This is a genomic window from Paenibacillus cucumis (ex Kampfer et al. 2016) (assembly GCF_019748695.1).
Classification (GTDB): Bacteria; Bacillota; Bacilli; order Paenibacillales; family Paenibacillaceae; genus Paenibacillus; species Paenibacillus polysaccharolyticus.
This window is the reverse complement of sequence record NZ_JACLIC010000018.1, coordinates 177,913-202,412: the sequence shown is the minus strand read 5'-3', so window position 1 is coordinate 202,412 and position 24,500 is coordinate 177,913. Positions and strand designations below refer to the sequence as shown.

20 protein-coding genes and 1 rRNA gene are annotated in these 24,500 nt (G+C 45.0%); 9 read left to right on the top strand and 12 right to left on the bottom strand.

Annotated elements, in window-relative coordinates; translation table 11 throughout:
* The 7 genes from H7T88_RS11200 to H7T88_RS11170 form a co-directional block, all read right to left on the bottom strand.
* Window positions 1–155: ribosomal RNA gene (locus tag H7T88_RS11200) — 16S ribosomal RNA — on the bottom strand; the annotation flags it as partial.
* Between the two features lie 668 nt (window positions 156–823).
* Entirely contained in the window at window positions 824–991 is a 168-nt protein-coding gene (locus tag H7T88_RS11195) for a DUF3934 family protein (RefSeq protein ID WP_154891696.1), read from the bottom strand.
* 140 nt (window positions 992–1,131) lie between these two features.
* A complete protein-coding gene (locus H7T88_RS11190; RefSeq protein WP_090923097.1) occupies window positions 1,132–2,352 on the bottom strand; it encodes an MFS transporter in 1,221 nt (406 codons plus the stop codon).
* A 21-nt stretch (window positions 2,353–2,373) separates the two neighbouring features.
* Window positions 2,374–2,979, bottom strand: a complete 606-nt coding sequence (locus H7T88_RS11185) for a TetR/AcrR family transcriptional regulator (protein WP_154985244.1) — start codon at window positions 2,977–2,979, stop codon at window positions 2,374–2,376.
* Between the two features lie 129 nt (window positions 2,980–3,108).
* A complete protein-coding gene (locus H7T88_RS11180) occupies window positions 3,109–4,260 on the bottom strand; it encodes a S1C family serine protease (RefSeq protein ID WP_221788491.1) in 1,152 nt (383 codons plus the stop codon).
* A gap of 12 nt (window positions 4,261–4,272) precedes the next feature.
* Window positions 4,273–5,412 (bottom strand): hypothetical protein, encoded by a 1,140-nt coding sequence (locus tag H7T88_RS11175; protein ID WP_221788489.1) that lies wholly within the window; start codon window positions 5,410–5,412, stop codon window positions 4,273–4,275.
* A gap of 417 nt (window positions 5,413–5,829) precedes the next feature.
* A complete protein-coding gene (locus tag H7T88_RS11170; protein WP_145414606.1) occupies window positions 5,830–6,255 on the bottom strand; it encodes a VOC family protein in 426 nt (141 codons plus the stop codon).
* Between the two features lie 275 nt (window positions 6,256–6,530).
* Here H7T88_RS11170 and H7T88_RS11165 point away from each other — a divergent pair, with 275 nt between their 5' ends.
* Window positions 6,531–7,286: a class I SAM-dependent methyltransferase gene (locus H7T88_RS11165; RefSeq protein WP_221788487.1), complete on the top strand. Its 756-nt coding sequence runs from the start codon at window positions 6,531–6,533 to the stop codon at window positions 7,284–7,286.
* Window positions 7,287–7,408: 122 nt separating this feature from the next.
* Here the strand turns inward: H7T88_RS11165 and H7T88_RS11160 are convergent, their stop codons facing one another.
* A complete protein-coding gene (locus tag H7T88_RS11160; protein ID WP_221788485.1) occupies window positions 7,409–9,574 on the bottom strand; it encodes a penicillin-binding transpeptidase domain-containing protein in 2,166 nt (721 codons plus the stop codon).
* A 175-nt stretch (window positions 9,575–9,749) separates the two neighbouring features.
* Between H7T88_RS11160 and H7T88_RS11155 the strand changes: the two genes are divergently transcribed.
* From H7T88_RS11155 to H7T88_RS11135, 5 genes are all read left to right on the top strand, one after another.
* Complete coding sequence (locus H7T88_RS11155) at window positions 9,750–10,154, top strand: CBS domain-containing protein (RefSeq protein ID WP_090923108.1); 405 nt, start codon at window positions 9,750–9,752, stop codon at window positions 10,152–10,154.
* A gap of 385 nt (window positions 10,155–10,539) precedes the next feature.
* Complete coding sequence (locus H7T88_RS11150) at window positions 10,540–12,816, top strand: glycosyltransferase (protein ID WP_154891690.1); 2,277 nt, start codon at window positions 10,540–10,542, stop codon at window positions 12,814–12,816.
* An 18-nt stretch (window positions 12,817–12,834) separates the two neighbouring features.
* The gene (locus tag H7T88_RS11145) at window positions 12,835–14,031 is read left to right on the top strand and encodes a carbohydrate binding domain-containing protein (RefSeq protein ID WP_221788484.1); all 1,197 of its coding nucleotides are present in this window, start codon (window positions 12,835–12,837) and stop codon (window positions 14,029–14,031) included.
* Between the two features lie 41 nt (window positions 14,032–14,072).
* Window positions 14,073–15,494, top strand: a complete 1,422-nt coding sequence (locus H7T88_RS11140; protein ID WP_221788482.1) for an MBOAT family O-acyltransferase — start codon at window positions 14,073–14,075, stop codon at window positions 15,492–15,494.
* A 14-nt stretch (window positions 15,495–15,508) separates the two neighbouring features.
* Window positions 15,509–16,747 carry an alginate O-acetyltransferase AlgX-related protein gene (locus tag H7T88_RS11135; RefSeq protein WP_221788480.1) on the top strand — a complete coding sequence of 413 codons (1,239 nt, stop codon included), beginning with the start codon at window positions 15,509–15,511 and terminating at the stop codon, window positions 16,745–16,747.
* 76 nt (window positions 16,748–16,823) lie between these two features.
* Here H7T88_RS11135 and H7T88_RS11130 read toward each other — a convergent pair whose 3' ends face one another.
* A complete protein-coding gene (locus H7T88_RS11130; RefSeq protein WP_260510834.1) occupies window positions 16,824–17,225 on the bottom strand; it encodes a hypothetical protein in 402 nt (133 codons plus the stop codon).
* A gap of 249 nt (window positions 17,226–17,474) precedes the next feature.
* On the opposite strand from H7T88_RS11130, the gene H7T88_RS11125 reads away from it, so the two are divergent.
* From H7T88_RS11125 to H7T88_RS11115, 3 genes are all read left to right on the top strand, one after another.
* The gene (locus tag H7T88_RS11125; RefSeq protein ID WP_221788478.1) at window positions 17,475–18,077 is read left to right on the top strand and encodes a hypothetical protein; all 603 of its coding nucleotides are present in this window, start codon (window positions 17,475–17,477) and stop codon (window positions 18,075–18,077) included.
* Between the two features lie 214 nt (window positions 18,078–18,291).
* Entirely contained in the window at window positions 18,292–20,523 is a 2,232-nt protein-coding gene (locus H7T88_RS11120) for an S-layer homology domain-containing protein (RefSeq protein WP_221788476.1), read from the top strand.
* Window positions 20,524–20,803: 280 nt separating this feature from the next.
* The gene (locus H7T88_RS11115) at window positions 20,804–22,255 is read left to right on the top strand and encodes a CAP domain-containing protein (RefSeq protein WP_221788474.1); all 1,452 of its coding nucleotides are present in this window, start codon (window positions 20,804–20,806) and stop codon (window positions 22,253–22,255) included.
* A gap of 111 nt (window positions 22,256–22,366) precedes the next feature.
* Here the strand turns inward: H7T88_RS11115 and H7T88_RS11110 are convergent, their stop codons facing one another.
* From H7T88_RS11110 to H7T88_RS11100, 3 genes are all read right to left on the bottom strand, one after another.
* Window positions 22,367–22,912: a cysteine hydrolase family protein gene (locus H7T88_RS11110; protein WP_221788472.1), complete on the bottom strand. Its 546-nt coding sequence runs from the start codon at window positions 22,910–22,912 to the stop codon at window positions 22,367–22,369.
* Entirely contained in the window at window positions 22,909–23,280 is a 372-nt protein-coding gene (locus tag H7T88_RS11105) for an iron chaperone (protein ID WP_221788470.1), read from the bottom strand. The genes H7T88_RS11110 and H7T88_RS11105 overlap by 4 nt, the downstream gene beginning before the upstream one ends.
* Before the next feature lie 556 nt (window positions 23,281–23,836).
* Window positions 23,837–24,496 carry a M48 family metallopeptidase gene (locus H7T88_RS11100; RefSeq protein ID WP_418792769.1) on the bottom strand — a complete coding sequence of 220 codons (660 nt, stop codon included), beginning with the start codon at window positions 24,494–24,496 and terminating at the stop codon, window positions 23,837–23,839.
* Between the last annotated feature and the right edge of the window lie 4 nt (window positions 24,497–24,500).

Genomic DNA, 24,500 nt, shown 5'->3' with positions numbered 1-24,500 from the left:
AGTTGTCCCAAGCTTGAGGGCAGGTTGCCTACGTGTTACTCACCCGTCCGCCGCTAAGTATCAGGAAAGCAAGCTTTCCATCAACTCCGCTCGACTTGCATGTATTAGGCATGCCGCCAGCGTTCGTCCTGAGCCAGGATCAAACTCTCCAATAAAGTATTGAAAAGAGCGATAAGCTCATTTTGAATCTGACGAGATTAAAAATCTCATTTGTGTTCCAGTTTTCATACAGCCAGATGGCATGTACCAAAAACCTTCACGTCATTCTGCAAGCAGAATGTTTACTCACTCGTTGTTCAGTTTTCAAAGATCAAACTTGTTCTCGCTACCGAAACCAGTTCATTTCAGCAACTCTTATATAATATCATGTCCGAACCAACTTTGCAAGTTCTTTTTTTAAGTTTCTTTCGAAGCTTGTTTTCAATGGCTTGCCGCACCGTGTAAGCTGTGTTTTCTTGGCCGGAATAAGAATATACCATGTATCGATCCCTCTTGTAAAGTGTTATTTATGAATTTATTAATTCCATATTACGAAATTACTTTTTGATGGTGGATATACTCCATATAAATACACTATGTCTTAAAGTCACATTGTCTTATGATACCTGCCGCTTACCTTAAGACCTAAACGAAATAGTGTACCTTTATATTCACATCTCTCTATATAGTAGAAACTTCTTAAATGTCTGATCCTATAAATGCCCCTTCCCCTATGCCTGCATAAAAAAACAACAGTTCTTCAGATATGAATACCACATCCAAAAACTGCTGTTTCTCTGAAAAACTACACACTTGATTCCACTCCGCCTCTTCCCCTGTCCATTTAGTTGGACTTATCCGTAGCAGACTCAGCGTTTTCCTTATTCTTGGTTCCCTTGCTTTTATAAGGCTTAGGAGCACTCTTCGCTCGGTTGGCACTGGCTTGCCAGCGATTCCAGCCTTTCTTGCCTGTTCCGCGGCCTGTGCCGCCCTTACCTTTTGCTTTGCTCATGTTATCACTCCATTAATCCTGTCTATGTCTAAAAATGATCTTCCTCGGTAATGTTCCAATGTAACTCAGCCCATGTGGTTCACTTCCAGCATTTCTTATTATACCAAACTTGAAGTGTTCACGTTTTATATTTAGAAGAATTACACTTGAACCTTAGGTTCTTGCACCGATTTAACACTTCTTAGCACACGTAAGGATAATAAGAAACAGATGCCAAGTACCGCCGCAGCCGATACATACGGATAGTTAATATTCACATCAAACAACGCTCCAGCTACGATGGGTCCAGCGATGTTGCCCAGACTTGTATACGCAGAATTCAGCCCAGCCACAAACCCCTGTTGTTCTTCAGCTAGCTTGGACATCTGCGTACTGATTGCAGGGCGTAAAATATCCATTCCCAAGAAGACGATAAACGTTACAACAACAATCAACCAATACGTGTGAACGAACAAGGTTAGTAGTACAAATACGGATACAAACAGCAAACATACCGTGATAACCTTCTTTTCCCCAAATGTGTTCAGCAACCAGCCAATCAGGGATACTTGCACAACTGCTCCAGCAATGGAACCAAATGTAATGATAAACGCGATATCTTTGGTCGTGAAACCAAACTTGTGATCCACAAACAGGGAGAATACCGTCTCGTAGTTAGCCAAACCAAAAGCCATAACAAATACGATGATTAGACTGAAAAAGTAAGGTTCCCGGTAAGAGTTGATAAGCTGAGATACCATACCTGGTGCTTTTACTTTTGCCCCGCTAGTTTCAGGTGTAGTCTGCTCACTCGCGCTACGCTCGGATTCAGGCAAGATAATCAGTGTAATGATTGCAGCGAGCAAACCCGCAACCCCTGCCGCATAAAAAGGAACCCGTATGCCAAACTCGGCAATATAACCGCCAATTCCTGGCCCGATGATAAAACCTGTTGTAATGGCCGCATTAATAAGCCCCATGCCTTTACCGCGTTCTTCTTCCGTTGTGATATCAGCCGTATAAGCCATAACCGCAGGAAAGATCAACGCCGCGCCAATACCGCCCAGCATTCGGGCTGCGAAGAGCAGATAAGGCGCATTCACCGCACCGAACATAAATTCTGATACCGCAAAGATCAGCATCCCGAATACGATAATCTTTTTGCGTCCCCACTGGTCTGACCAACGACCTGCTGCTGGAGAGAACAAAAACTGTGTGAAAGAGAACGCCGCGAACAGAAGTCCCATCGTAAAGCCCGTAATATGAAGCAAGTTCATGTAAGCAGGCATGATCGGCACAACCAGACCAATACCCATAAATACGAGAAAAATATTCAACATCAACAGCAGCAACGCGCCCCTGTTACGTGTCAGTAAAGCCATGATTCCATCCTCCATCGTTGTCTAATTATGCTGTTTATCCTTGGCAATCCCGTGCAGAAATACACTGGCGGCCTGACGATACAACGCAAGAGCCTCGCCCGGTTCCAGCTTACGCGACATTTGACTAAGCCCTATAATGGTACTTTCCAAAATCAACGCAAGATGCTCTACATTCTGATCATTGAACTCCCCGCTGTCTATTCCTTCTTGAATCAGCTGCTTATTGAATTGGATGTGCCGCTCAAACAATACTGCGATTCGTTCTTCAATATCATTCTCTTTTTTCTCTCCAGTGAAGAACTCATCAGCCGCTTTTGTTAAAGGATGGTTGATATCATCCATAATGAGCTGTTCCGCCAGGCCATAGATTTTCTCGGTGGAAGTGTGATACAGATGCACTTTTGACTTCCAGCTCGCTTCCCACTCCCGATCCCATTCATCAATGAGATAGAGGAAGAGCCCTTCTTTGCTTTTGAAATGATAATATATATTTCCCTTGCTACTTCCAGTCGCCGCGACGATGTCCTCAATAGACGTTGCTTTATATCCTTTTTGTACAAAAAGGGCTTTGGATGCATCCGCAAGTTTTTTCTTGGTCTGCTCGGACTGGAGCTGCTTTTTATTCAAACTCACTCACTTCACTCCATTCTTATATACTGAACATTCGTTCTGTATTCTAGCAAATATATGTCTAATCCGCAATATAAAAAGGAGAACCCACCATGTGGCAAGCCCTCCTTTTATTCACGAATCCATTTATTTCTTCTTTTTACCCTGTCCATGTAATATCTTTAATTGGCCATTCTCGTATCCGACCTGATATGTCACGTTATATTGAGTCGTTACGTATTCCCCATCCTTGCGCTCCTCGGCAGCGATCACACCGCTCACTTCCATCTCTTCCTTACTCGTAGTCGCAGACGAAATTTTCTCCACACTAACATAGCTCGTATACGTATAGCCTTCACGAAATTTAGCGTAACTTGTGCCCTTCTGCCAATCACTTCCGAGCAACGCATAGGCAGATACATAATCACTCATGTTCAGGTAGTTGTAAAAATCAGCAACCAGTGCTTCCGCTTCAGATAAAGCAGCGGACGACGTCTGCGAAGATGAGTCCCTTACCGTTTGTGCCCCTTTGGTATCAGGTGAGCGCTCTGACCATTGTTGCACCTGCTTCAACACACTGATGATAGGAATGCTGAACCCCAGTCCACCTTCCTGTTTAACCACCGTCGAATTAATCCCCAGCACTTCTCCCGTTTCGGCGTTGATCAGCGGACCGCCGCTGTTACCATTAGTAATCGGAGCAGATATCTGATACAAGTTGGTATAAATATAAGGCGGGATTTCAAAACTGCGGTCAAGTCCGCTAATAATACCGGTAGTCACCGTATTCTCAAAACCAAGCGGACTACCGAGTGCCAGAATTTCATCACCAACCTCCGCTTTGGCTGACGCAATAGGCAGAGGTTCCATTTTCACAAGATCAGGGACTCTGACAACAGCAACATCCGTCTCTTCGCCAAAACCAATCACTGTACCCCGATATTCCTGATGATCCAAGGTGCGAATCGTCACTTCTTTGGAACCCTCGACGACATGCGCATTAGTGATGACATCGCCCTTGTTATTATATAAGAAGCCTGAGCCCAGACCATCGCTACTTTCAATCGTAACTACTTTTCGCTGACTATCTTCAATAATCTGTTTACGCGTTTTCTTTTCTGTGGTTTTAGATGTTGTTTTTGCTTTGGGTTGATCCGCCTGTTTCGAGGAAGCCACAGCCAGTTTGGGAGCTAGCGCCATCTCAACTGCTGTATGCTGGTGAATCCAGAATACGCCTCCAGCACCAGCACCAATAATTATTGCACTGGAAATGATCGTTCCCCATACACGTTTGCTCATTTTGTCGTCCTCCTACTCCACATACCATGATGCATTCGTAACTGTCACATTCGCGGCTTCATATACCCCATAATAGTAGGTTTCAAAATATCCTTCTTCGCCTACATCCAATATAGCTGGGTATACATAAACATCTGTCTCACCGATGTAATCGCCGTTGGAGGCATTGATGCTAACGATAAGCGCCACGGATGATATAGGGCGTGTTCCCTGATTAAACACCGCCCCGCTGATATACAAGTCTCCATACTCATCCAGCTTAGCAGACAGATCCGTTACGTATACAGCCCCTGTACGATTGCGAAGTTCCTCTTCAGCTGCTTGCTGTTCTGCAAGTCGAATACGTTCTTCCTCCGCTTTCTCAAACGCTTTTTTCTCACGCAATACTTCATCCCGGTATTTCGTCAGCTTCTGATCCTCGGGCGCATAAGATAATCCGTTGTCCACGGTTTGCAGCGCTGCTGTAAAATCATGCTTCTTCACCTGCTGCTCGGCCTGCTTGTAACTGATACCTGCCAGCTTATCCGTAATCTGTTTCTTCACAACTTCGGCTTCCTTACCGTTCAGCTTGGAGATCGTTTTGAGTTTTTCAGCGAGTGCCTCGACGGTTGTTAACTGATCAATTTCCTTTTTCACTTTCAAAACAGCCAGGGTTACCTTCCGATTGTTCAAGGCTGACCTTACCTTATCAAACACCGGCTCTTGGCGTTCGTTTAATGTTTTAGTCGCGGTTTGAATCATTTTGTCCGCTTCCGACAGCTTACCTGTTTTGAGCAGATTCGCGGCTTCGTCCATTTGTTTTAGTAAATTATTTGCTTGCTCTGTAATTTTACGATCCTGAACGAGTGCTCCTACATTAGGTCTTTGAGCGAGGGCTTTGTCCAGCAAATCCAGAGCTTCTGAATATTTCCCGTCCAGTGCAGCCTTCTCTGCCTCAAGATGCAGTGTCTTCACATGAGCGTTAATCAGATTCTCCTGATTATAATAATACGCTAACAACGCCCCCATAATTGCTGCAAGTAGCAGTGGGATAATCCATACAAATGGACTGCTCTTGCGCTTGCTCACCGTTCCGGTTGCAGATGCATTACGTGGCTCCAGTCCTGACGGCTCCGACCAGATTTGCTCCTCTGTGGAGCTATCTTGTTTCAATCGGGTTCCACACTTCTGACAGTGGTCCTCCCCAGAACTATTTTTCGTGCCGCATATGTGACAATACATCCTGATCCCTCCAGCCTAAACTTATGTAAATTTAGATATATGTTATCTTTTGTTTTTTCTGTTGTCGTTCTGTTACTTGATATCACTCCAGAATATGTGTTGCCTAATCTCGGGGTGAATCGACATTTATCATATAGCAAAAAGGTAAAATGCACCATATATTCTGAAGGAAAAATAAGATATGTAGTAAGGATTCATGCTGATCACTCATTTTGTAGCCTAAAAAAAGACCTTCCTGTTTTCAAGGAAGGCCTTCATGTATATTCCGCAAATCCATCTGATGCCGATCTATTTAGTTTCATTCATTTATCCATTCAGCGATAGTTAGAGGGCACAATTCATGCTGATCTATTCGGGCTGGTTCGAAGGGAACGCGCTCAAATTGATATAAGAGACTTCCCATAGATGGTTGTCCAGGTCTTGAAAACTCCGTCCATACATGAATCCATGATCTTGAGGTTCGTTATATTGCTTCGCTCCAGCATCAAGGGCAGCTTGTACAATCGCATCCACTTCTTCACGGGAAGCAACAGATAAAGCGACGATCACTTCTGTTGTCTCAGCCGCGTTCGCGATTTTTTTCGTGATAAAGGATTGAAAACGTTCCTCCACCAGAAGCATGGCAAAGATATTTTCTCCGACAATCATACAGGTAGCCTTATCGTCCGTAAACTGGGCATTGAATTCAAACCCCACTTTCGTAAAGAAATCAACCGATCTCTTCAAATCCTGAACTGGCAAGTTAACAAAAATCTGATTAGCACGAACAGCCACCATTGATCACCTCGGATTCCTGGAATAGATTCCACCCCAAAATATCACCTCGCGTATGCGCTGTCAATTATGTATAATGGGGCTATTCCAACATGTGAGGTGAAAGGGATGTTGTTTCCAATCGTTCGAAGTAATTAAATGTCGGGCTGGATCAAAACGCGTACCAGCTACCAAGGGGTAGGTCTGTCCTTTTGAGCCTGTTCGATGTGTAGATGAACGATGGTTGAAAACAACAAATCCTAAATAACACATCACATACTGGAGGAAGAATTAATATGACAAAACAGTGGGATTACAACACATTTTATGAACGTGTCGGTCAACAAAATGGATGGGATTTCAGCACGATGAAGGTGATCTCTGAACCCACCGACTGGGAATTCTATGATGAGGTGACTCGTTGCACCCAAACATCAGATCTGCTGCTGGACATCGGCACAGGTGGAGGCGAAGCCGTGCTCTCCATTGCTGAACATGCTCATCTGCTTGTCGGCATCGATTTGGCTCATGGAATGATCGAGACAGCTCAGCGAAATTTAAAGCGAACTAAAAAATGCTCCAATGTGCGATTCACTCAGATGGATGCGGACAACTTACAGTTTCCAAAGTCATTCTTCAATATTGTTTCTTGCAGACATTCCGCATTCTCCGCGTCAGAAGTGTACAACGTTCTCGCAGAGGATGGTGTATTCCTGACCCAGCAGGTCAGCGAGCACGATAAATTGAATGTAAAGCAAGCATTTGGACGTGGACAACATCTCGGCATAGAGCCCGGAACACTCTTGGAAAAATACAAACAAGAGCTGCAACATGCAGGTTTCCGGCACATCGAGGTCCGTGAATATAATGTAACCGAGTATTACGCTACACCTGAGGATCTCTTGTTCCTGCTGACACACACGCCTATCGTTCCTCAATTCGGAGAACTCGCGTCCGACCTGGATATCTTTGAACAATTTGTTCAAGATCACCGCGACGAGCAAGGGATTCGCACCAACTCGGCGCGGTTCATGATTACAGCCAGAAAATGATCTGAAATCCATTATGAAATTTTAGTATATAAAGTAAAATGAAAAACGCGTCTTGGCGACCATTATGGTTCAAGCCAAGAACGCGTTTTTTGGTTATTTCTTATCGTTGCCAGATTTCATAGTCACGGCTCAAGCTGAAGTTTCTCCAAGAATGGCTTCAAGCGATCCACCACATAATGGCTGCCACCCCGCCCGTTCACCTCTTCGATTACGGCTGCCAACAGGAACGACGGCGATTCGGTATCAAAGGTAACGAAAAATCCGTTCTCCTGACCTTGCTCACCCTTCTTCGCTTTCAGTTCGGCCGTTCCTGTCTTGCCTGCAAGACCGCCAGCAATCGAGCTGAGGGCATGTGCCGTTCCGCCTTGACGAGACACCACCTGTTTCAGTGCGTCAGTAACGGTATTGGCTACATCCGGTGTGATAATCACCTCAGGATCGGGGGTCTCTTTTCCAACAATCAATACAGGCTTCACCAGCTTGCCTTCATTCACAAACGGCGTAAACGCAGTAGCAAGATGAATCGGCGACATTAACATCTCACCTTGACCATACGAAGTGTCGGCTAGCAGTACCTCGGAAGAAAGATCCCTGTGCGCCTCATTTGCATACTGACTAGGTTTCAAATAGAGTTCATCCAGCCCGAAATTGTCACCAAACCCGAACTTTTGAATGCCCTCGATAAACTTGGCGCTCCCCATCTCAGTCGCTTCCATTGCAAAATAAATATTGTCGGAGTATACGAGGGCATCCACCATATTTACAGGACTCAGGCTTTTCACCCGCTTGACGTAATATCCACCCCAGCTATCATTCTTCCGCCATTGCAAACCAGAAATTTCATGGGTTTTGTCCGGTGTGGTCACCTTCTCCATCAACCCCGCAGCCGCAGTAATCGCCTTGAAGGTTGAGCCGGGAGCATATCGTGTCGTTACTCGGTTGATAAAAGGAAGCTTCTCGTTCGCCGAATAGGCATCCCACTCGGCCTGCGTCAGACCGGTAACCATTTTATTCGGATTGTAGGAAGGCGCACTCACCATAGCAAGCATATTTCCGTCCTTCGGATTCATCATCACCATCGCTCCGGCATCGCCGCCACCCGCCAGCGTCTGATACAATCTTTGTTGCTGTGCGGAGCTGATGGATAGTTGCACATCCTTACCGTCGACTGCATCTTTGCGGATCAATTCGGAACGCGTGTTGCCCGCTTCATCCGTAATTTCAATTAAACCGCCACGCTCTCCGCGTAGCTGCTTCTCCATAGACTGTTCCAGTCCGGCTTTGCCGATCCAATCTTCCGCACGGTAATACCCTTTGGTATCTTTGTCCAAGTCTTCCTTCGTGGCCTTACGCACATATCCGATCAGATGTGCCGCTGCTTCACCAAGCGGGTAATACCGAATTTCCTTACTTTGCAGAGCAACTCCGCTAAGAGAAGAAGGTACATCAAATTCCTCTGTCGAGCCCATTGGCACAAAAAATTCCGGTTTCACCCATGTCTGACCAAGTGTCTTCTGAATGGCTTCTACGGACACCTTGTAATGTTCCGCGATGCGTGCAATCATCTGATCCGAGTTCTCTCCGAGCTTCTCGGGTACGATGCCCCACTCATTCATTGTGCCCTGGGTCGCAAGCGGCAACCCGTCACGATCTACAATATCCCCTCGATTCGGGAATAACGTCTTCACCCGAACTTTGCTACCTTTCACCATGTCACTGAGGATCAGGGACGGCTTCCAGTTAATCTGCCAGACTTTGCTCCCGTCCTCCAGCTCCTGTCGAACTAAATTAAGCGTATGTGTCTCGTTGACTTCGCCTAAAAACGTGGTCAGTTGTATATCATAATCGGTTTGATAAAGATCAGGATTACTAGCCCCTTGTTCTGCCTGATTCGTTCCCTCTTTGTCCGTTGTTGCTTGTGATTCAACTTTAGTCTCGGTTCCACTTTCAGTCCCTGTTGTTTGAGCGCCAGAGTCAGCTTCCGTTCCTGTCGTATTCGCTGCTGTCAGCTCAGCTTTAACAGCAGAGACCTGCATACCCGAGTAGATTGCATTGTATTTCTCAATAAACTGTTCCTTAGACATGCCTGCCTCTGTCAACGAAGCAGGTGACATCAACGAATACAGCTGGCCGAACTCTTTCTTTTGTAAATGCTCTATGTACTGATTCACAGTTGTCTGCGGTTTCGGTTCCTCCGGTTTGCTATTCTGCATATAAAGATACATTCCAATACCGCCTGCAAATAGAATCGGCAAGAGTCCATATAATAATTTACGTTTCGATTTCATGTCACATCACCTCTACTCTATACTATAAATTTCCTGCGCCGATTAAACAATGTGACAAATCTGATGAATTTGTCATTAAAAATAGCCTTAAGCTCACATAATATGTTTAAATAAGAATAGTGAATTACATACTAAAGCTTTTTTGCGATGCAAAAGGCTGAAAAGGAGCCCGATGATGGAAATCAGCTATTTTTTACTCCCAAAAGCCGAAGTGGCCTATATCGAGTCTACCGCTTCCATGAAAGATGCTATTGAGCAGTTGGAATCGCACCACTACACCGCCATTCCCGTAATTGATCCGGATGGAAAATATGTTGCTACTCTGTCCGAAGGTGATCTGTTATGGAAAATGCGTAATACGCCTGGATTAACATTTGATAATATGGACCAAGTGCAGGTCGATGAGATTAGCCATCGTGTCTATAATGAGTGCGTGTACATCGAAGCAGAGATGGAGGATATGCTGACTCTTGCGGCAGACCAAAACTTTGTGCCCGTGGTGGATATAGATCGGGTCTTTCTTGGAATCATTCGTCGTAAGGATATCATTGAATATTACACCCGCAACATATCCGATTAATAAATCTCGGGTAGCATGGAAGTGCTACAGTGAGATTACGGTATCTGCAAAAGATCAACCAAAAAAGGCGAGCCCATAGGCTCGTCTTTTTATATGTAATCATTCCACCAACGCAATATTTTCCATATTATGGACTTGAAATAAAAATGTTGCTAATTTCGCATGAAATAAATACAGTAATCTTCATGATTCGACATATTTCGTCATTAAAAGACTGTATTTAAACACCAAAACATGTCGTTCCCATCACATATAATGGATCAATTCACATTCTCATTTATTTCTTTTGTTCAGAATTCGTTCAGAATGCTATTGTACGATAGACATATGGTTAGACTTGATGAACGTTGATTACTTTCACCAATTATAGAGAGAGGTATGCACCTTGAATCGTTTAAGCACACGCAAAAAAATGCTGGTTACCGCAACGGTGATCATGTCTTGTATTTACGTCATATGGCGTACCTTCTTCACCATTCCTTTCGGCCATGGCCCGCTTGCCGTGACCGCCGGTCTTGCCCTCCTGATTGTCGAACTCATTGGTATGTTTGAACTCGCTGTGCATTTTTATAACATGACCCGGCTTGAATATCCTGAACTTCCTGTCGTTGATGAGTCATTGTATCCTGACGTTGATGTTTTTATAGCTACATATAACGAACCTGCATCCTTGCTTTTCAAAACGATTAACGGCTGTCTCAATATGGATTATCCGGACCGCTCCAAAGTACATATCTACCTGTGTGACGACTCCAATCGTCCCGAGATGCGAAAACTGGCTGATCATATGGGGATTAACTATCTGACCCGGACAGAGCACATCCACGCCAAAGCTGGAAACTTGAACAACGCCATGAAACATACTTCCTCCCCTCTAATCGCCACGTTTGATGCCGATATGATTCCGAAGCATGATTTTCTGACGTCCTGCGTGCCTTATTTTCTGACAGGAGAAAAGATTGGCTTCGTGCAAACTCCGCAAAGCTTCTATAATCCCGATCAGTTTCAATATAATCTGTATTCCGAAGCTCGAATTCCGAATGAACAGGACTACTTCTATCGCGATGTGCAGGTCGGGCGGAACAAGTCCAACTCCGTTATATACGGCGGAACCAACACGGTACTTTCGAGGCAGGCACTCGAAGATGTGGGTGGTTTCTATACTGGTTCCATTACAGAGGATTTTGCCACTGGCATTGAAATGCAGAGCAAAGGGTATCGCTGTTTTGCCACCAATAAAGTACTTGCTTCCGGACTTGCTCCCGGTGATCTGAAAAGCCTGATCAAACAGCGCCAACGCTGGGCACGCGGATGTATTCAAACGGGCAGAAAAATGAATATCTTGTTCAAGCGCGGACTTACGTTTGCCCAAAGACTGAATTATATCTCTTCTATAACCTATTGGTATTCCGGTCTTAAACGAGTGCTGTATATCATGTCACCCATTCTGTTTGCTGTGTTCGGTGTGCTCGTGGTGAAGTGTACCATTTTGGAAATTCTCGTGTTCTGGCTGCCGATGTATCTATTAACGAATATGTGTCTGCGCATGTTGTCAGGTAATATTCGAACTACGAAATGGACGAATGTATACGAAACTATTCTTTTTCCTTCACTGCTACCTGCGGTCATTCTGGAAACACTGGGCATCACCATGAATAAATTTGCAGTGACTCGTAAAGACGGTGCTCATAACGATCGTAGCTACCAGCTCAAACAGATCATTCCGCATCTGATCTTGGCTGTGCTCTCTATAATCGGCATCGTCAACTGCATTCACTGGACATTTAGTCAGGGCACCATTGGATTTCTCGTTGTTCTATACTGGCTGTTGATTAATTTCTACAACATTATGATGTCGATCTTTTTCCTCAGCGGACGTAAAGTGTTCCGCAACTATGAGCGTATTCTGGCTGCTGTGGACTGTACACTAACGACTGAAGGTGAAACGCTGTCCACGGTTACGCATGATATTTCGGAAGGCGGGATCGCCATCGTACTGGATACACCGAGATACATCCCGAGCGAAGCCGAATTTGCTGTACGTCTGGTAACGGATCATTATTCAAGCGAGTTTACAGCCAAGGTAACTCACGTAACTTCATTCGGTAATAAGTGGAAGTATGCATTTAAAGTGCACGAGATTACAGAACAGGATAAGCGTCAGTTGTTACATATTGTGTATGACCGCGAGCCTACGCTTCCGCAGAAGCTGGATAAAGATATCAGTACATTTGAGGACATCCGTCTGAATTTTGTAAAACGCGGACAAGTAGGCCTCATGTCCAACCGCAAGCTGGCACGCATTCCGCTGAACCATGAACTGGACACACCCGAATATGGAACCGTTATGCTGATGGACTTTAACTATGAATTTTTGCTTTTGAACATATCAAGGCAGGAATTGGTCTATGAGCTTCGTTTGCCGCTTGCCGAGGGACTCGTTCTTGACTGTATGTGGGTAAAGTCGATGCGAAGCAAACATGGCATTCTGTACCGGATCAGAAATATTCAGGACATTGCCCGAAATGGACAAATGCCTGAACTGGAAGCTCTTTTGAAACAATGGAATGTGGCGTATACCGAGGCAGACAAACCGAAACGCCCAGTACAGAATAAAAGCTTCATCTCGAGTGATGAACTCGACGAGATGGCCTATTTATAACATGGAGGCACAGAACGCATGAGTACGAAATGGCAGCAATGGCTGCTTGTCGCAATCCTCACAGGTTTATCAGGTTTATCAAGCTTATACCTCATCACTTCTACTGCTTTGGCTCAGCCGGATCAGTTGCAGTGGAGCGAGAGTTCTATAAAGGTATGGAATAATGGAGCCAAAGTGCAGTCCAAGCTGAATCGTAACGGCAGCTTACAGATTAACACCTCGACAGAGGAACTACAAAAGGGCTATTACTCCGCCTATGTGTATGAGCTGCAGAACAGGGACTGGTCAGGCTACAGCGAATTAAGGTTCTCGATTCGCAGTGATTCCGATCAGACGCTGCCACTAAACGTTGTCATTACACGAACGGATCAATCGGCACTAACAGTAGCGGATCAACGCAATGTCATCCTCATTCCCAAAGCAACCAAAGAACCGAAGCTGGTTCATCCCGTAGATGGGTTGATAAGACTGGAGCCCGGGTTTGAGGGGGAGGTTCGTGTTCCCTTTTCCAGCCTCATGGTTCGAAATCATGCAGCTACGGTTGGCCGTGTCACACCAGAGAAAATGCTGAGCTGGGGCATCACAATGACCACGACTGAGAACGCACAGCTGAATTACCGCGTTGGAAATATCAAACTGGTACCTAGGAAAGAAGCTGTTGCAGAAAACCAATTATCTTCTGTAATGATCAAAGGTGATGAACGAGTCGTGAAACCGGTGGCCGGTGAATCGGTTGCAACGTATACCGTTAGTGGCCTACAGGCGAGAGCATCGAAAGCTTTGGAAACGCCAGAAGTAGAAGTGAATTTCCAGCTTGCTCATCCTGTACAGGGTGTAACAATCACAACGGGTGGCCTACTAACCATTGGAACGGACGCCGCAAAAACCGATTCGGTGACTATTCGAGCGCTGGTGGATCAAAAGTGGAATCTCGATTATAACGTTAAACTTGATCGTTCCACGGCGATGCAGATGAAGGAAGCGGATGGAACGCCGCGTTTCATTCCCTCACCTGATCAGGTTCCCAAAGTCCTTGAACCTTCCACCGTATGGTTACAACCATGGATGGAATGGATGATCCGAATCGGCCTTCTTCTGATTGGACTCGCGGTGGTTATTCCATATTGGCTCTGGCGCAAACTTCAGCACGGCTCACAAGCGGGGAAGCAACGTTCGATGAATCATCGCAGGTCCAAGCGGATATTTAAAATGTAGCTTTTTTATTTCATCATTAACATCATCAAGGAGGAAAGGCAGTGCTCTTTTCCAGTGTAGTCTTCTTATTTTATTTCTTGCCGCTTGTGCTCGGGCTGTATTATATATTGCGGTTTTCTGTGACGCTGAAAAATATGTTGTTGCTTGTGGCAAGCCTGTTCTTCTACGCATGGGGTGAACCACGCTTTGTGCTGGTTATGCTGGTCTCCATCGCACTGAATTACGTTTTCGCACTGCTCGTGGACAAGTACCGGGATCGGCGCACTGCCGCTTATACCGTTATCACCGTGATGCTAGTTGCCAATCTGGGTATGCTGTTTGTTTATAAATACCTGGCGTTTGCCCTGCGCATTGTCAATGAAAGTACAGGCTTTGGCTTCAGCATTCCGCATATTGCGTTGCCGCTCGGCATTTCCTTTTTCACCTTCCATGCGATCTCCTACGTCATTGACGTGTACCGCGGACATGGAAATGTGCAGAAAAATCCGTTTTATGTCGCCCTCTATATTTCCTTCTTCCCTCAGCTTGTAGCTGGGCCCATTCTGCGTTACAACATGATTGCGGATCAGATGATGCATCGGAAGGAAAGCTGGGACAAGTTCGCGGTCGGCTGTTGCCGGTTTATTGTGGGTTTGAGTAAAAAAGTGCTGTTATCTAACAGCATGGCCATTGTGGCCGATCATGCATTCAGCATGGGCGGAACAGGCGATATCGCTTCAAGTCTGGCTTGGCTGGGAGCGATTGCCTATACATTGCAGATTTATTTCGACTTCTCGGGTTATTCGGATATGGCGATTGGACTCGCACTTATGTTTGGTTTCAAGTTTGAAGAAAACTTCCGGTATCCGTATATCTCACGCTCCATCACCGAATTTTGGCGCCGCTGGCACATCTCGCTCGGCACCTGGTTCAAGGAATATGTCTACTTCCCGCTGGGAGGATCACGCGTTAGCAACAAGGATAAAATGATCCGCAATCTGCTGATTGTCTGGGGACTGACGGGCATCTGGCACGGTGCGGAATGGACATTTGTGATCTGGGGATTAATCAACTTCGCGTTCATTGCACTCGAGAAAATTTTCAACCTGGATAAGAGCACACGGTATGCTCCGCTCCGACATTTCTATGCCATGTTTATCGTAGTTATTGGATGGGTGATTTTCCGTTCACCGGACTTGTTACAGGCTGGCAACTACCTTGGCAATATGTTCGGACTGTATGGTAACGGGTTCTGGAGTAATACGACCTGGATGTTCATGAAGGAATATGCCCTTTTCTTCATTCTAGGCATTCTGTTCTCCACACCACTTGCCTTACGGATGAACAAATGGATGGTGGATGGTGTACGCTTCGGTAAACCGCTTGAACTGCTTTACCCGGTGACCATTATTGCTCTGTTCCTTGTATGTGTATCCTATTTGGTCAAAGGAACATACAACCCGTTCATATATTTTAATTTCTGAGAGAAGGATTTCATATGCATAACTTTTTTGCCAAAAAGAGAATGACCGCCTTCCTCTTCATTCTTGCGCTCGCCACGTTCTCGATCTTGAATATGATTCATTCTTTCGAGCCTTTGAAAAAAACACTGGCGTCAGCGGACTACCGCTTCTCCAATGCCAAAGGTATCATCAACGAACTGGATGCAGATATCAATGAGCACGTTTTTGAAAAGTTTGGATTCGTGGAAGCCTACGGATACTTGCAGTCACTCATGTGGAAGAACGAAGAGAACAACTTCGAGGTCGTCAAAGATACGGAGGGTAAGCTTCACTATACGTATTTCGCCACGGGGCCAACGGATACGAAAGAACTTTCTGATCGGGTTGCCGAGCTAGGGGCACAATTGGGGTCAAAAACCAAGCTTACGTATGTTATGACACCTGACAAATATGTACGTGGCTATACAACATTTCCGGAAGGCATTCCTTATAACTACAATAACGAAACGGCCGATGGTTTTCTGGATCATCTGAAGCAGAGCGGAATCGACACGTTGGATCTGCGCGAAGGATTATTGGAGAGCGGCATACCGGCGAAGGATTTGTTTTTCACAACCGATCATCACTGGAAAATCAAAACGGCCTTCTGGGCCTTCGGCCAGCTGGTTCAACATCTGGACGGGCTGTACCATAAGCCGCTCGATCCCGAGCATTATTTTACAGACATGAATAACTACAATGTAATCCCTTATAAGGATTTCTTTATCGGCTCACAAGGCCGCAAAACCGGGAAATTGTACGCCGGTGATGATGATTTTGACCTGATTTATCCGAAATTCAAAACCAACTATTCTTTTTATTTTAAAACAGGTGAGACGGAAGCTACCTTAAATGGTCGATTTGAGGATGCGTTGCTTACGACATATCCCCTGAATGTGAAGGGTGCTCCCTACGACCTGACAGCGGACAAATACTTTACGTATCTGTATGGCAATCAGGGAATCGTACATGTGACGAATAAAGACAATCCAAACGGACTCAAGGTCATGTTTATCAAGGACTCCCTCGCCGTACCTATGATTTCTTTTCTCTCGACGGTTGTCTCGGATGTGTATCTGATTGATCCAAGGTATTATACGGGTGACATTATAGATTTTGCGAAAAAGACCGACCTGGATCATGTCTTCGTATCGATCTCACCTCAAGATCTCGTCGATGAGTTTTTCCCTTACGGGAAGAACAACGTAGAAGGTCCATTCACCAGCTCTAAGTAAAATATCGTTCATCAAGTTGGAACATGCAAAAGGGTACTGCCTTGGCCTTCATAGCCACGGGAGTACCCTTTTACTGTTACAGTGTGGTCACTTCCGCCAAACCGAAATACCACTCCAGAAAGGCATTGAAATCCGCCCATTGCGGCTTGCTCTCTCCATTCAGGAAACGTTCGATGGACTCCCCCAGTTCAACCAGCACAACCTCGTCGGTCTGGCGATTATAGAAAAATCCACCTTCCCCTTCAAAGCTGTCCAGCGGAATATATGCCTCTGGTAACCCCAGTGTAAGTTGCGATATATGCATATCCTGCAGGTATACGGTATTCTCGATCACCCAGCAGATCTGGTAGAGCTCCTGATGCCGACTATAGAATGTCGGTCCATCCTCTGCATGAAGGTAGAATTGTGCAAAATCCGAGTTCAGATCCATGTCCAGCTTACGCAATGCTTCCTCAATATTCAGCCGGCACGTCTTCATGCCACCAGCCTTTTACGCGGCAATGTTCAATGACTTTAGTGGATAACATGTCTAGCCCTCCCGTTCATGAAGCCATACCTCATGTATATGTCATTGATAATGTAGAATACCCTCTACACTATATCCTCTGAAATCTCCCGCTTCAAGTTAACTGATGAATTTGTATCTTGATATTCCTTCCATATTAAGGTGCAACTTTCTCCCGTAAACTTCGTCCAACTAGATGACTATAATTCAAAGGAGATGACTATGCGAATAAGTTGCAACCCCGGTTTTCCCGGAAGCATGATCGGTTCCATTGATCTGAGACCAACCAAGCATAACCAGCCACCGTCCACGACAAGTCAAATTTCACAGTATGTTGATTCTGAACTGATTTCTATTCCCTATGTGACCGATCCGGAATTTGGATCACACTTTAATACGATGAAGATCATGAAAGGTACATATCAGGAAGAATTCAACGAAAGCTATGACGTCGAATTTACGATCGATGTAGATCAGAAAGGTTATATCACGCAGTTTGAGCATACCTTCCCACTGGAACGTTACATTGATCTGATTCGAACCCAGTCGTACCGGGTCATTCAGACGAACTGGCGCGGCCAGTCCTTTCATGTGATGACCTACAGTTATATGGATGAAGTTATTAATCCGAACAATGTTATTTTCCGCTGTACGAATGCAGAGGATGTCTTCGTTGTGGCTGAGCTTGTCCCTTTTCGAGCAGGTGGCGTTGTGGAGCAACCGAATAATCTGTATCTTCACTTCCGCGCATTGATATCAGCACGAGATGACCTATATCCCATTGATTATATGTGTCAGCCGGATTTCGACTTAAATCTGGAATGAACGAGTTGGATATGAGCGATATGAAAGAGGAGCATACGTTATCCTGCATCTAAGGATAGCCTGTGTTCTTTTTTTAATCCTTTCATTCTGGATTCACCCTAAGCAAAATCAACGAAACAGACGATAACATATATACATAAAGTTACTATACATAAAGTTACATTTGCGTATCCCTTTGGGTGTGCACTGAAGATGAGAGGAGTTTTAAAGATTTATGATGGGTACAAAAATGAAAATCAGTTCGTTGCTTGCACTGCCACTCGCTGGCCTGTTATTGCTTCTGGGCGGAACGCAGACCGCTCATGCAGAACAGATCGATAGCTTGCTTCCCGAGCGTAGTCAGCAAGAAATCGACCAAAAGTGGAATGAGTGGATGAGGGTTGATCAAACACTCCCTATGTTTACCGAAACACCTTCCACCGTTTTCCCTTATTCTGCCGGACTGCTCAATGAGAGATATCTGGAGCAAGGTCTGAATGCTGCCAACTTCTATCGCTTTATCGCAGGCATGTCTGGAGACCTGGTACTCGATCCGGCTTTGAATATGCAAGCCCAGCACGGAGCTGTTGTTGTCTCCACCGGAGGGCAGCTTAGCCATTCCCCTGAACAACCGGCAGATATGCCGAAGGATTTTTTTGATAAAGGCTATACCTCAGCTTCCTCGTCTAACCTGCATGTCACCAGCAATGGCAAATCCAATGTACTGGCCGGAAGCATCAAGGGCTACATGAATGACTCGGATGCATCCAATATTGATCGGGTGGGGCATCGCCGCTGGATATTAAGCCCGAAGTTGCAACGAATCGGATTCGGACTGGCTGCCCATCAAGAGGAAGAACAAACTCGTTATTATAGTGCCATGCAGGTCTTTGACCAAAGCAGAACTCAAGTTGCACCTTATAACTACAGCCTGTTTCCCAACCAAGGCGACTTTCCCATTGAAGCCTTCGGCGCGCTTCAAGCCTGGTCCGTTCAATTAAACCAGAATGTGTTCGCAGAACCTGAATTGGAAAAGGTTCAAGTTGAGATGATCCGAACCTCTGATCAACGGAAGTGGACGTTCCATCAACCAAAAAAGTCTGAGTTTCCTTTGGAATACTACAATGTAGACCCTTCCAATAGACGCTGGTTTGAGCAGGCCTATTTTAATGTCGAGACATCCAATTTCGGCGATAACAGCGCTATTATTTTTCGTCCTGACGATGTGCAGTTGTTGAAAAACGGTGATACCTTCCAAGTACATATTACAGGTCTGCAAAAGAAAGACGGCTCTCCCGCTGAAATCTCCTATACGACACGTTTCTTCCATGTAGACGGCGGGCAGGATCCGACTTTAACCAAGATTACACCTGCAAAATCAAATCTAACTTTGCGAGTAGGAGACACTGTAGACACCCCCTCCGTAACAGCGATTCTTGGGGATGGAACGTTATACTCTCCATTTTCCAACCTGACCTACACAACATCTTCGGATAAGATCGCGATCCAGAATGGCAAAATTGTCGGAACAAAGGTCGGTAAAACCGATTTACGAATCCGTTTTGCCGGGAAAGAAACGGTTGTCACGGTCATAGTCAAAAAAATGCTCCATTATACAGATATTCAGGCTCACTGGGCTAAAAATGATATACTGTGGGCTATTCAGCAAAATATGGTTACCGGGTATGAAAACGACACCTTCAGGCCCAATGCTCAGGTGAGCGAAGCCGAGTTTCTTTCCATGCTGTTTAATATGTATGCCGACTCCAAATACCTGCGGTATATGGATAAGACCGATGCTCCGGGTGCGAACTGGAGTGATCGTTACTATACCTATGCATCCAGACTCAATCTTCCTCTAGAGGCCAGCATTCGAAACCCTAAGCTACGCAATCATGCGCTGAATAGAACAGAGGTTGCTATTATTGTAGCCAGTCTTGGCGGTAGAAACTATGTTAAAGATGAGGACAATATTCAGTATTTGCTGAACATGGGATACTCCTCTGGCAAAACATCAGCTACAGTCGAAGGTTATGCTGGCAAGGAATTATTTACACGCGCAGAAGCTGTTGTATTTCTGAGGAACTTGAAGGGAAAAGGATTTCAGCCTTGGGGTAGACCTGAACAAGTCACCGCAACAGGCGACAATGAGAAACAAGGGAACCTCCCGGATGGTACAGTTCAGGCCGAATATACGGTGGATCACATCTTGACTTTGCGAGGTACGTTTAAAGCCTATGCCGGTCACACCATTCCGATTGATATCAACGGACCAGCACCAGAGGTACTGCCTATTCAGACCGAAAACGTAACGCTGGATGCAGACGGAAGCTTCAAACTAACGGTCAAGGTAAATGAACAAAACACCAAACATCTTAACCTGTACTTGAATGTAAAAGAAGATTACTCCTACTTTATTCGTGTAGAAGAAGGAAAAATGGCCATTAACGAATACACTGAGAATTAAGAACGTTAAGAACAGCATCGTTAAAATAGCATTAGACTTCGGGTTCCGGTTAAACTGAAACAGCACCTTACGAACAAGCAAGCATGGGAGATCGTTATCCGGCTTGTACGTTTCGAGAGGTGCTTTTTTCATGGAATCAACTGCTCATTTACGCATAACTTCATCCAATGGTACAAAAGGTTCATTTTATTAGAATCAACTAACTAATACATCCTCTACTGTCGATAAAACACAATGAAAGTATATTATTTACATTTTAGAAGTAGAAGGAGATTAGAAGATGTTTATTCGGAAAAAGGTTATTCGCACACTGCTTACGCTTCCTCTAGCTGGTCTAATGTTCGTACTACTCGGTGCACAGCAGACCTTAGCTGCCCCCGTCGACAGCTTGTTGCCTGAGCGAAGTCAGCAAGAAATTAATCAAAAATGGACGCAATGGATGTCGAACAAGGATCAACCCGCTACATATATCCAAACCCCTTCCACCACAGCACCTTATGTTGCTGGCGTATTAAGTGAATCGTCTCTGCAACAGGCACTAAATGCGGCCAACTTCTATCGTTTCCTTTCGGGACTGGAAGGCGATCTTGTGCTGGATGCTACGCTTAACGTTCAGGCTCAACACGGTGCAGTTCTTGTCTCTACCGGTCCTCTAAGCCATTTTCCGGCTCGACCTGCCGATATGCCAAAAGATTTTTTTGACTTGGGTGCCAAATCAGCCTCCAGTTCCAATTTATATGCTTCCTATGGCGCTGCCGGCAATCTGGCTGTTAAAAGTGTGGAAGCGTATATGGACGACTCCGACGCAAGTAACATTGCTGCACTAGGTCACCGTCGCTGGATTCTGAGTCCGCAGTTGAAAAAAGTTGGCTTCGGAATCGCATCCCGGGACAACAAAAATTATGCAAGTCATTTTAGCACCATGCAGGTGATGGATACCAGTCGGGCAGGAAAGCTGCGCTACAATTACAACCTGTATCCAAACAAAGGTGCGTTTCCGATTGAAGCTTTCAATGTGTCGCAGGCCTGGTCTGCACAGTTGAACCCGGATGTGTTTGCAAAACCTTCAGATTCGGAGGTTCAGGTAGAACTTACACGAACATCGGATCAGAAAACCTGGAATTTCGGTGGGAAAGCTCCTGCCAGCAGTGATCCTGCCAAAGCGTTTTTCAACGTAAATACCGATGGATATGGATATAGCTATGCTATCATCTTCCGTCCGGATAACTTAAACGCATTGAAGGATGGAGATACGTTTACCGTTCGAATTACCGGATTGAAGAAAAAAGATGGTTCCAACGCAGACATCGTTTATCAAACTCAATTTTTCACGATTAGCCCGTCCGCAGAGGAACCTGTGACCGATCCAGAGAATCCTGGAACGCAGCCCCAAGATCCCGGAACACAGCCTGAAGAACCGGATACCGGTAATGAGGTAATTCTTGATGATCGTCATGTACAATTCGAATATACAGCGGAGCGCACCTTGAACGTACGAGGAACACTTACAGCATATGCGGGTCAAACGTTCTCCTTTCAGATTCATGGACCGTCACCAGAAGAAAAACATATTCGTACGGAAACCGTCACAGTGGGTGCAGATGGCCGTTTCAATCTAACGGTTCGCAGTCTCAGTGTGTCTGATCTGAACATCTACCTACAGGTGAGTCCCTACTTTATGTATCTGATCCCTGCGGCCAGCAACTCCGATGTTACCTATTACTTTGAGTAGAAACAGTGAGAGATCAGCAAGAAACATAAAAAAATCCGGATGAGTCTTCATCCGGATTTTTTTATGTTTTGTTAACCAGAAATGAAGTGGCATCCATATTATAGAGAAATACTACTTTTCAACTCCTTGGGAGTACACTTCACTAAATTCATCTGTATATAAAACTTCTATGCAACCCGACCAATTGAGAATCGAACCAATAAAATCAGGTATATCCAGTCCCTCCATGTCATACGTCTCTTCTGTATTCACCGTACCGGATGCATCTTCAATCAGCGTTACTTTAAATCCCTCATGTTCAGCAGTAATTGCTGTAAAAAGACAACAATACTCCATGTTAAAGCCCACAATGAATACGTGCTCAACCTGCTGATCGCATAGCCATTTTTCCAATTCGCTATTACTGAAAGCACTCGGCTTGTTCTTTTCCAAAACCAGATGTTGCTTCGTATCCACAACAATCTCCAGATGATCTGCTTTCCCACGGTAGAGTGAGGATTCTTCATCCTGCTCATCCACATGTTTAGTAAAAACAATGGGCCAATTCTTCCTCTCAAAAGTGGCCATGACCGATTCGATCTTTGATACGGTTGCCGATACATCTCGTTGAATGGTAAGTCCTCGCTGGACATCAAGTACAATTAGGCATTTTTTCATTTCTGACTCCTCTCTACATTCTCCTTCACTCTGAATTCAACAATCTGGCGAATTAGTTCCTCCGGCAATGGCTCATCAAGTGGGAACTGAACGGAACCCTTCGCGCCCTTAAACCTGGAGAGTTGTTCCTTGAAGGCCAGAATACCACTGGGTGCAGGATAGAACCCGATATGTTTCGTGTATGCGGCAAAATGAACCAGATTCCCGTGCTGCGCATATGTAGGCATTTTGTAACTAATCTTTTCTTCAGCGAGCGGAGCCGCTTCCTGAATGATCTGCCGTAACCTCTGTAATTTTAGTTGCACATCCGCTGGAAATGCAGCAATATATTCATTCACCAGTTCCGAGTGCTGTCCGTTTTGATCCATCTTGTGCTCCTTCCACCACGTATGTTTCAGTGTCGTTCGCGGCGAGTAATATTGGCTCTATTGTACTACATCAGACCATATTCTTCTGCTGAAGTTGAAAAGATTCTAACAAAAAAAGACGCTCGTCTGAGTGCCTTTATACTGGTATAATTTAAATTGTACAGCCAATTTGTGGTGGGTATTGATCATCTCCTGAGAAAGGAGGTGATCATATGAACTTCACTTTCAACGACGTACTCGTGTTCGCAATGTTCATTCTTGCATTGTTAACTTATATTGATCGTAGAAAGAAGTGACCCGCCACAGGTTGCTCGCCAGGTTGCGGGTCACTTCGGTCATATATGCACCACTCTGAGGTGATCACACCACAAAATGCTGTGCAGGAGTAGCCATTGGCGTGGCTACTCTTATTTTTTCTTACTTTCATTTTATTAAACATCTGTAGAACTTACAACCACATTAATGTTGAATGTTTGATAATATTTTATGTGGATTAGGAGTACTTTATGTCTAATGACAGCAACCTCAGCCTGTTTTGTTTCAAATTAATTGGACTCTACAACGTCATGGCCCTTCCATTACGCATCAGATAATCTTCTTTGTCCTTGTAATCCGGCATAATACTACCTACCCGCCGCCAGAACGAGCGATCATGATTCATATGATGAATATGGCACAGCTCATGGATGATAACGTAATCAATGACCTCTGGTGGCGCCATGGCAAGGCGGTAATTAAACGTCAACTTTTTGTCCCAGCTACAGCTCCCCCATTTCGTAGGAGAATCTACGATATCAATAGACTTCGGCTTCACCTTCAGTTCCTGCTGATAACGTATAATTCGCTGCCCAATCATGCGTTTGCATTCTGCAAAATAAAACTTTTTCAAATTCGCACGCAGTTCTTCTTCTGTTAACCCCTCCACCGGAATTAATTGATGCAAGGCATGGGCTTTGCCAAAGAGCAAAAATGCCCCCTTACCCTCATTCTCATATTCCTTAGCTTGGGGACCATCCAGGACTTGCTGCATGCGAGCTGATTTTTGTACAATCTCAGTTCCATGATGCATAACCAGTTGCCGGATCACTTCCTCACTCGTGCCATTCGGAGCCTTAATGGTGACCATGTAGGGCAGTTCCATGGTAATCGAGGCTTTTTTTCGTTTACCGAATTCGATATGACATGTAATCATGTGTCCCTGAATCTCTATGTTAATCATG

Excerpts from the sequence above, each read along its gene's own strand:
- H7T88_RS11195 (WP_154891696.1), bottom strand. The coding sequence starts at position 991 with ATGAGCAAAGCAAAAGGTAAGGGCGGCACAGGCCGCGGAACAGGCAAG.
- H7T88_RS11190 (WP_090923097.1), bottom strand. The coding sequence starts at position 2,352 with ATGGCTTTACTGACACGTAACAGGGGCGCGTTGCTGCTGTTGATGTTG.
- H7T88_RS11180 (WP_221788491.1), bottom strand. The coding sequence starts at position 4,260 with ATGAGCAAACGTGTATGGGGAACGATCATTTCCAGTGCAATAATTATT.
- H7T88_RS11165 (WP_221788487.1), top strand. The coding sequence starts at position 6,531 with ATGACAAAACAGTGGGATTACAACACATTTTATGAACGTGTCGGTCAA.
- H7T88_RS11160 (WP_221788485.1), bottom strand. The coding sequence starts at position 9,574 with ATGAAATCGAAACGTAAATTATTATATGGACTCTTGCCGATTCTATTT.
- H7T88_RS11155 (WP_090923108.1), top strand. The coding sequence starts at position 9,750 with ATGGAAATCAGCTATTTTTTACTCCCAAAAGCCGAAGTGGCCTATATC.
- H7T88_RS11145 (WP_221788484.1), top strand. The coding sequence starts at position 12,835 with ATGAGTACGAAATGGCAGCAATGGCTGCTTGTCGCAATCCTCACAGGT.
- H7T88_RS11135 (WP_221788480.1), top strand. The coding sequence starts at position 15,509 with ATGCATAACTTTTTTGCCAAAAAGAGAATGACCGCCTTCCTCTTCATT.
- H7T88_RS11130 (WP_260510834.1), bottom strand. The coding sequence starts at position 17,225 with ATGAAGACGTGCCGGCTGAATATTGAGGAAGCATTGCGTAAGCTGGAC.
- H7T88_RS11125 (WP_221788478.1), top strand. The coding sequence starts at position 17,475 with ATGCGAATAAGTTGCAACCCCGGTTTTCCCGGAAGCATGATCGGTTCC.
- H7T88_RS11120 (WP_221788476.1), top strand. The coding sequence starts at position 18,292 with ATGATGGGTACAAAAATGAAAATCAGTTCGTTGCTTGCACTGCCACTC.
- H7T88_RS11115 (WP_221788474.1), top strand. The coding sequence starts at position 20,804 with ATGTTTATTCGGAAAAAGGTTATTCGCACACTGCTTACGCTTCCTCTA.
- H7T88_RS11110 (WP_221788472.1), bottom strand. The coding sequence starts at position 22,912 with ATGAAAAAATGCCTAATTGTACTTGATGTCCAGCGAGGACTTACCATT.
- H7T88_RS11105 (WP_221788470.1), bottom strand. The coding sequence starts at position 23,280 with ATGGATCAAAACGGACAGCACTCGGAACTGGTGAATGAATATATTGCT.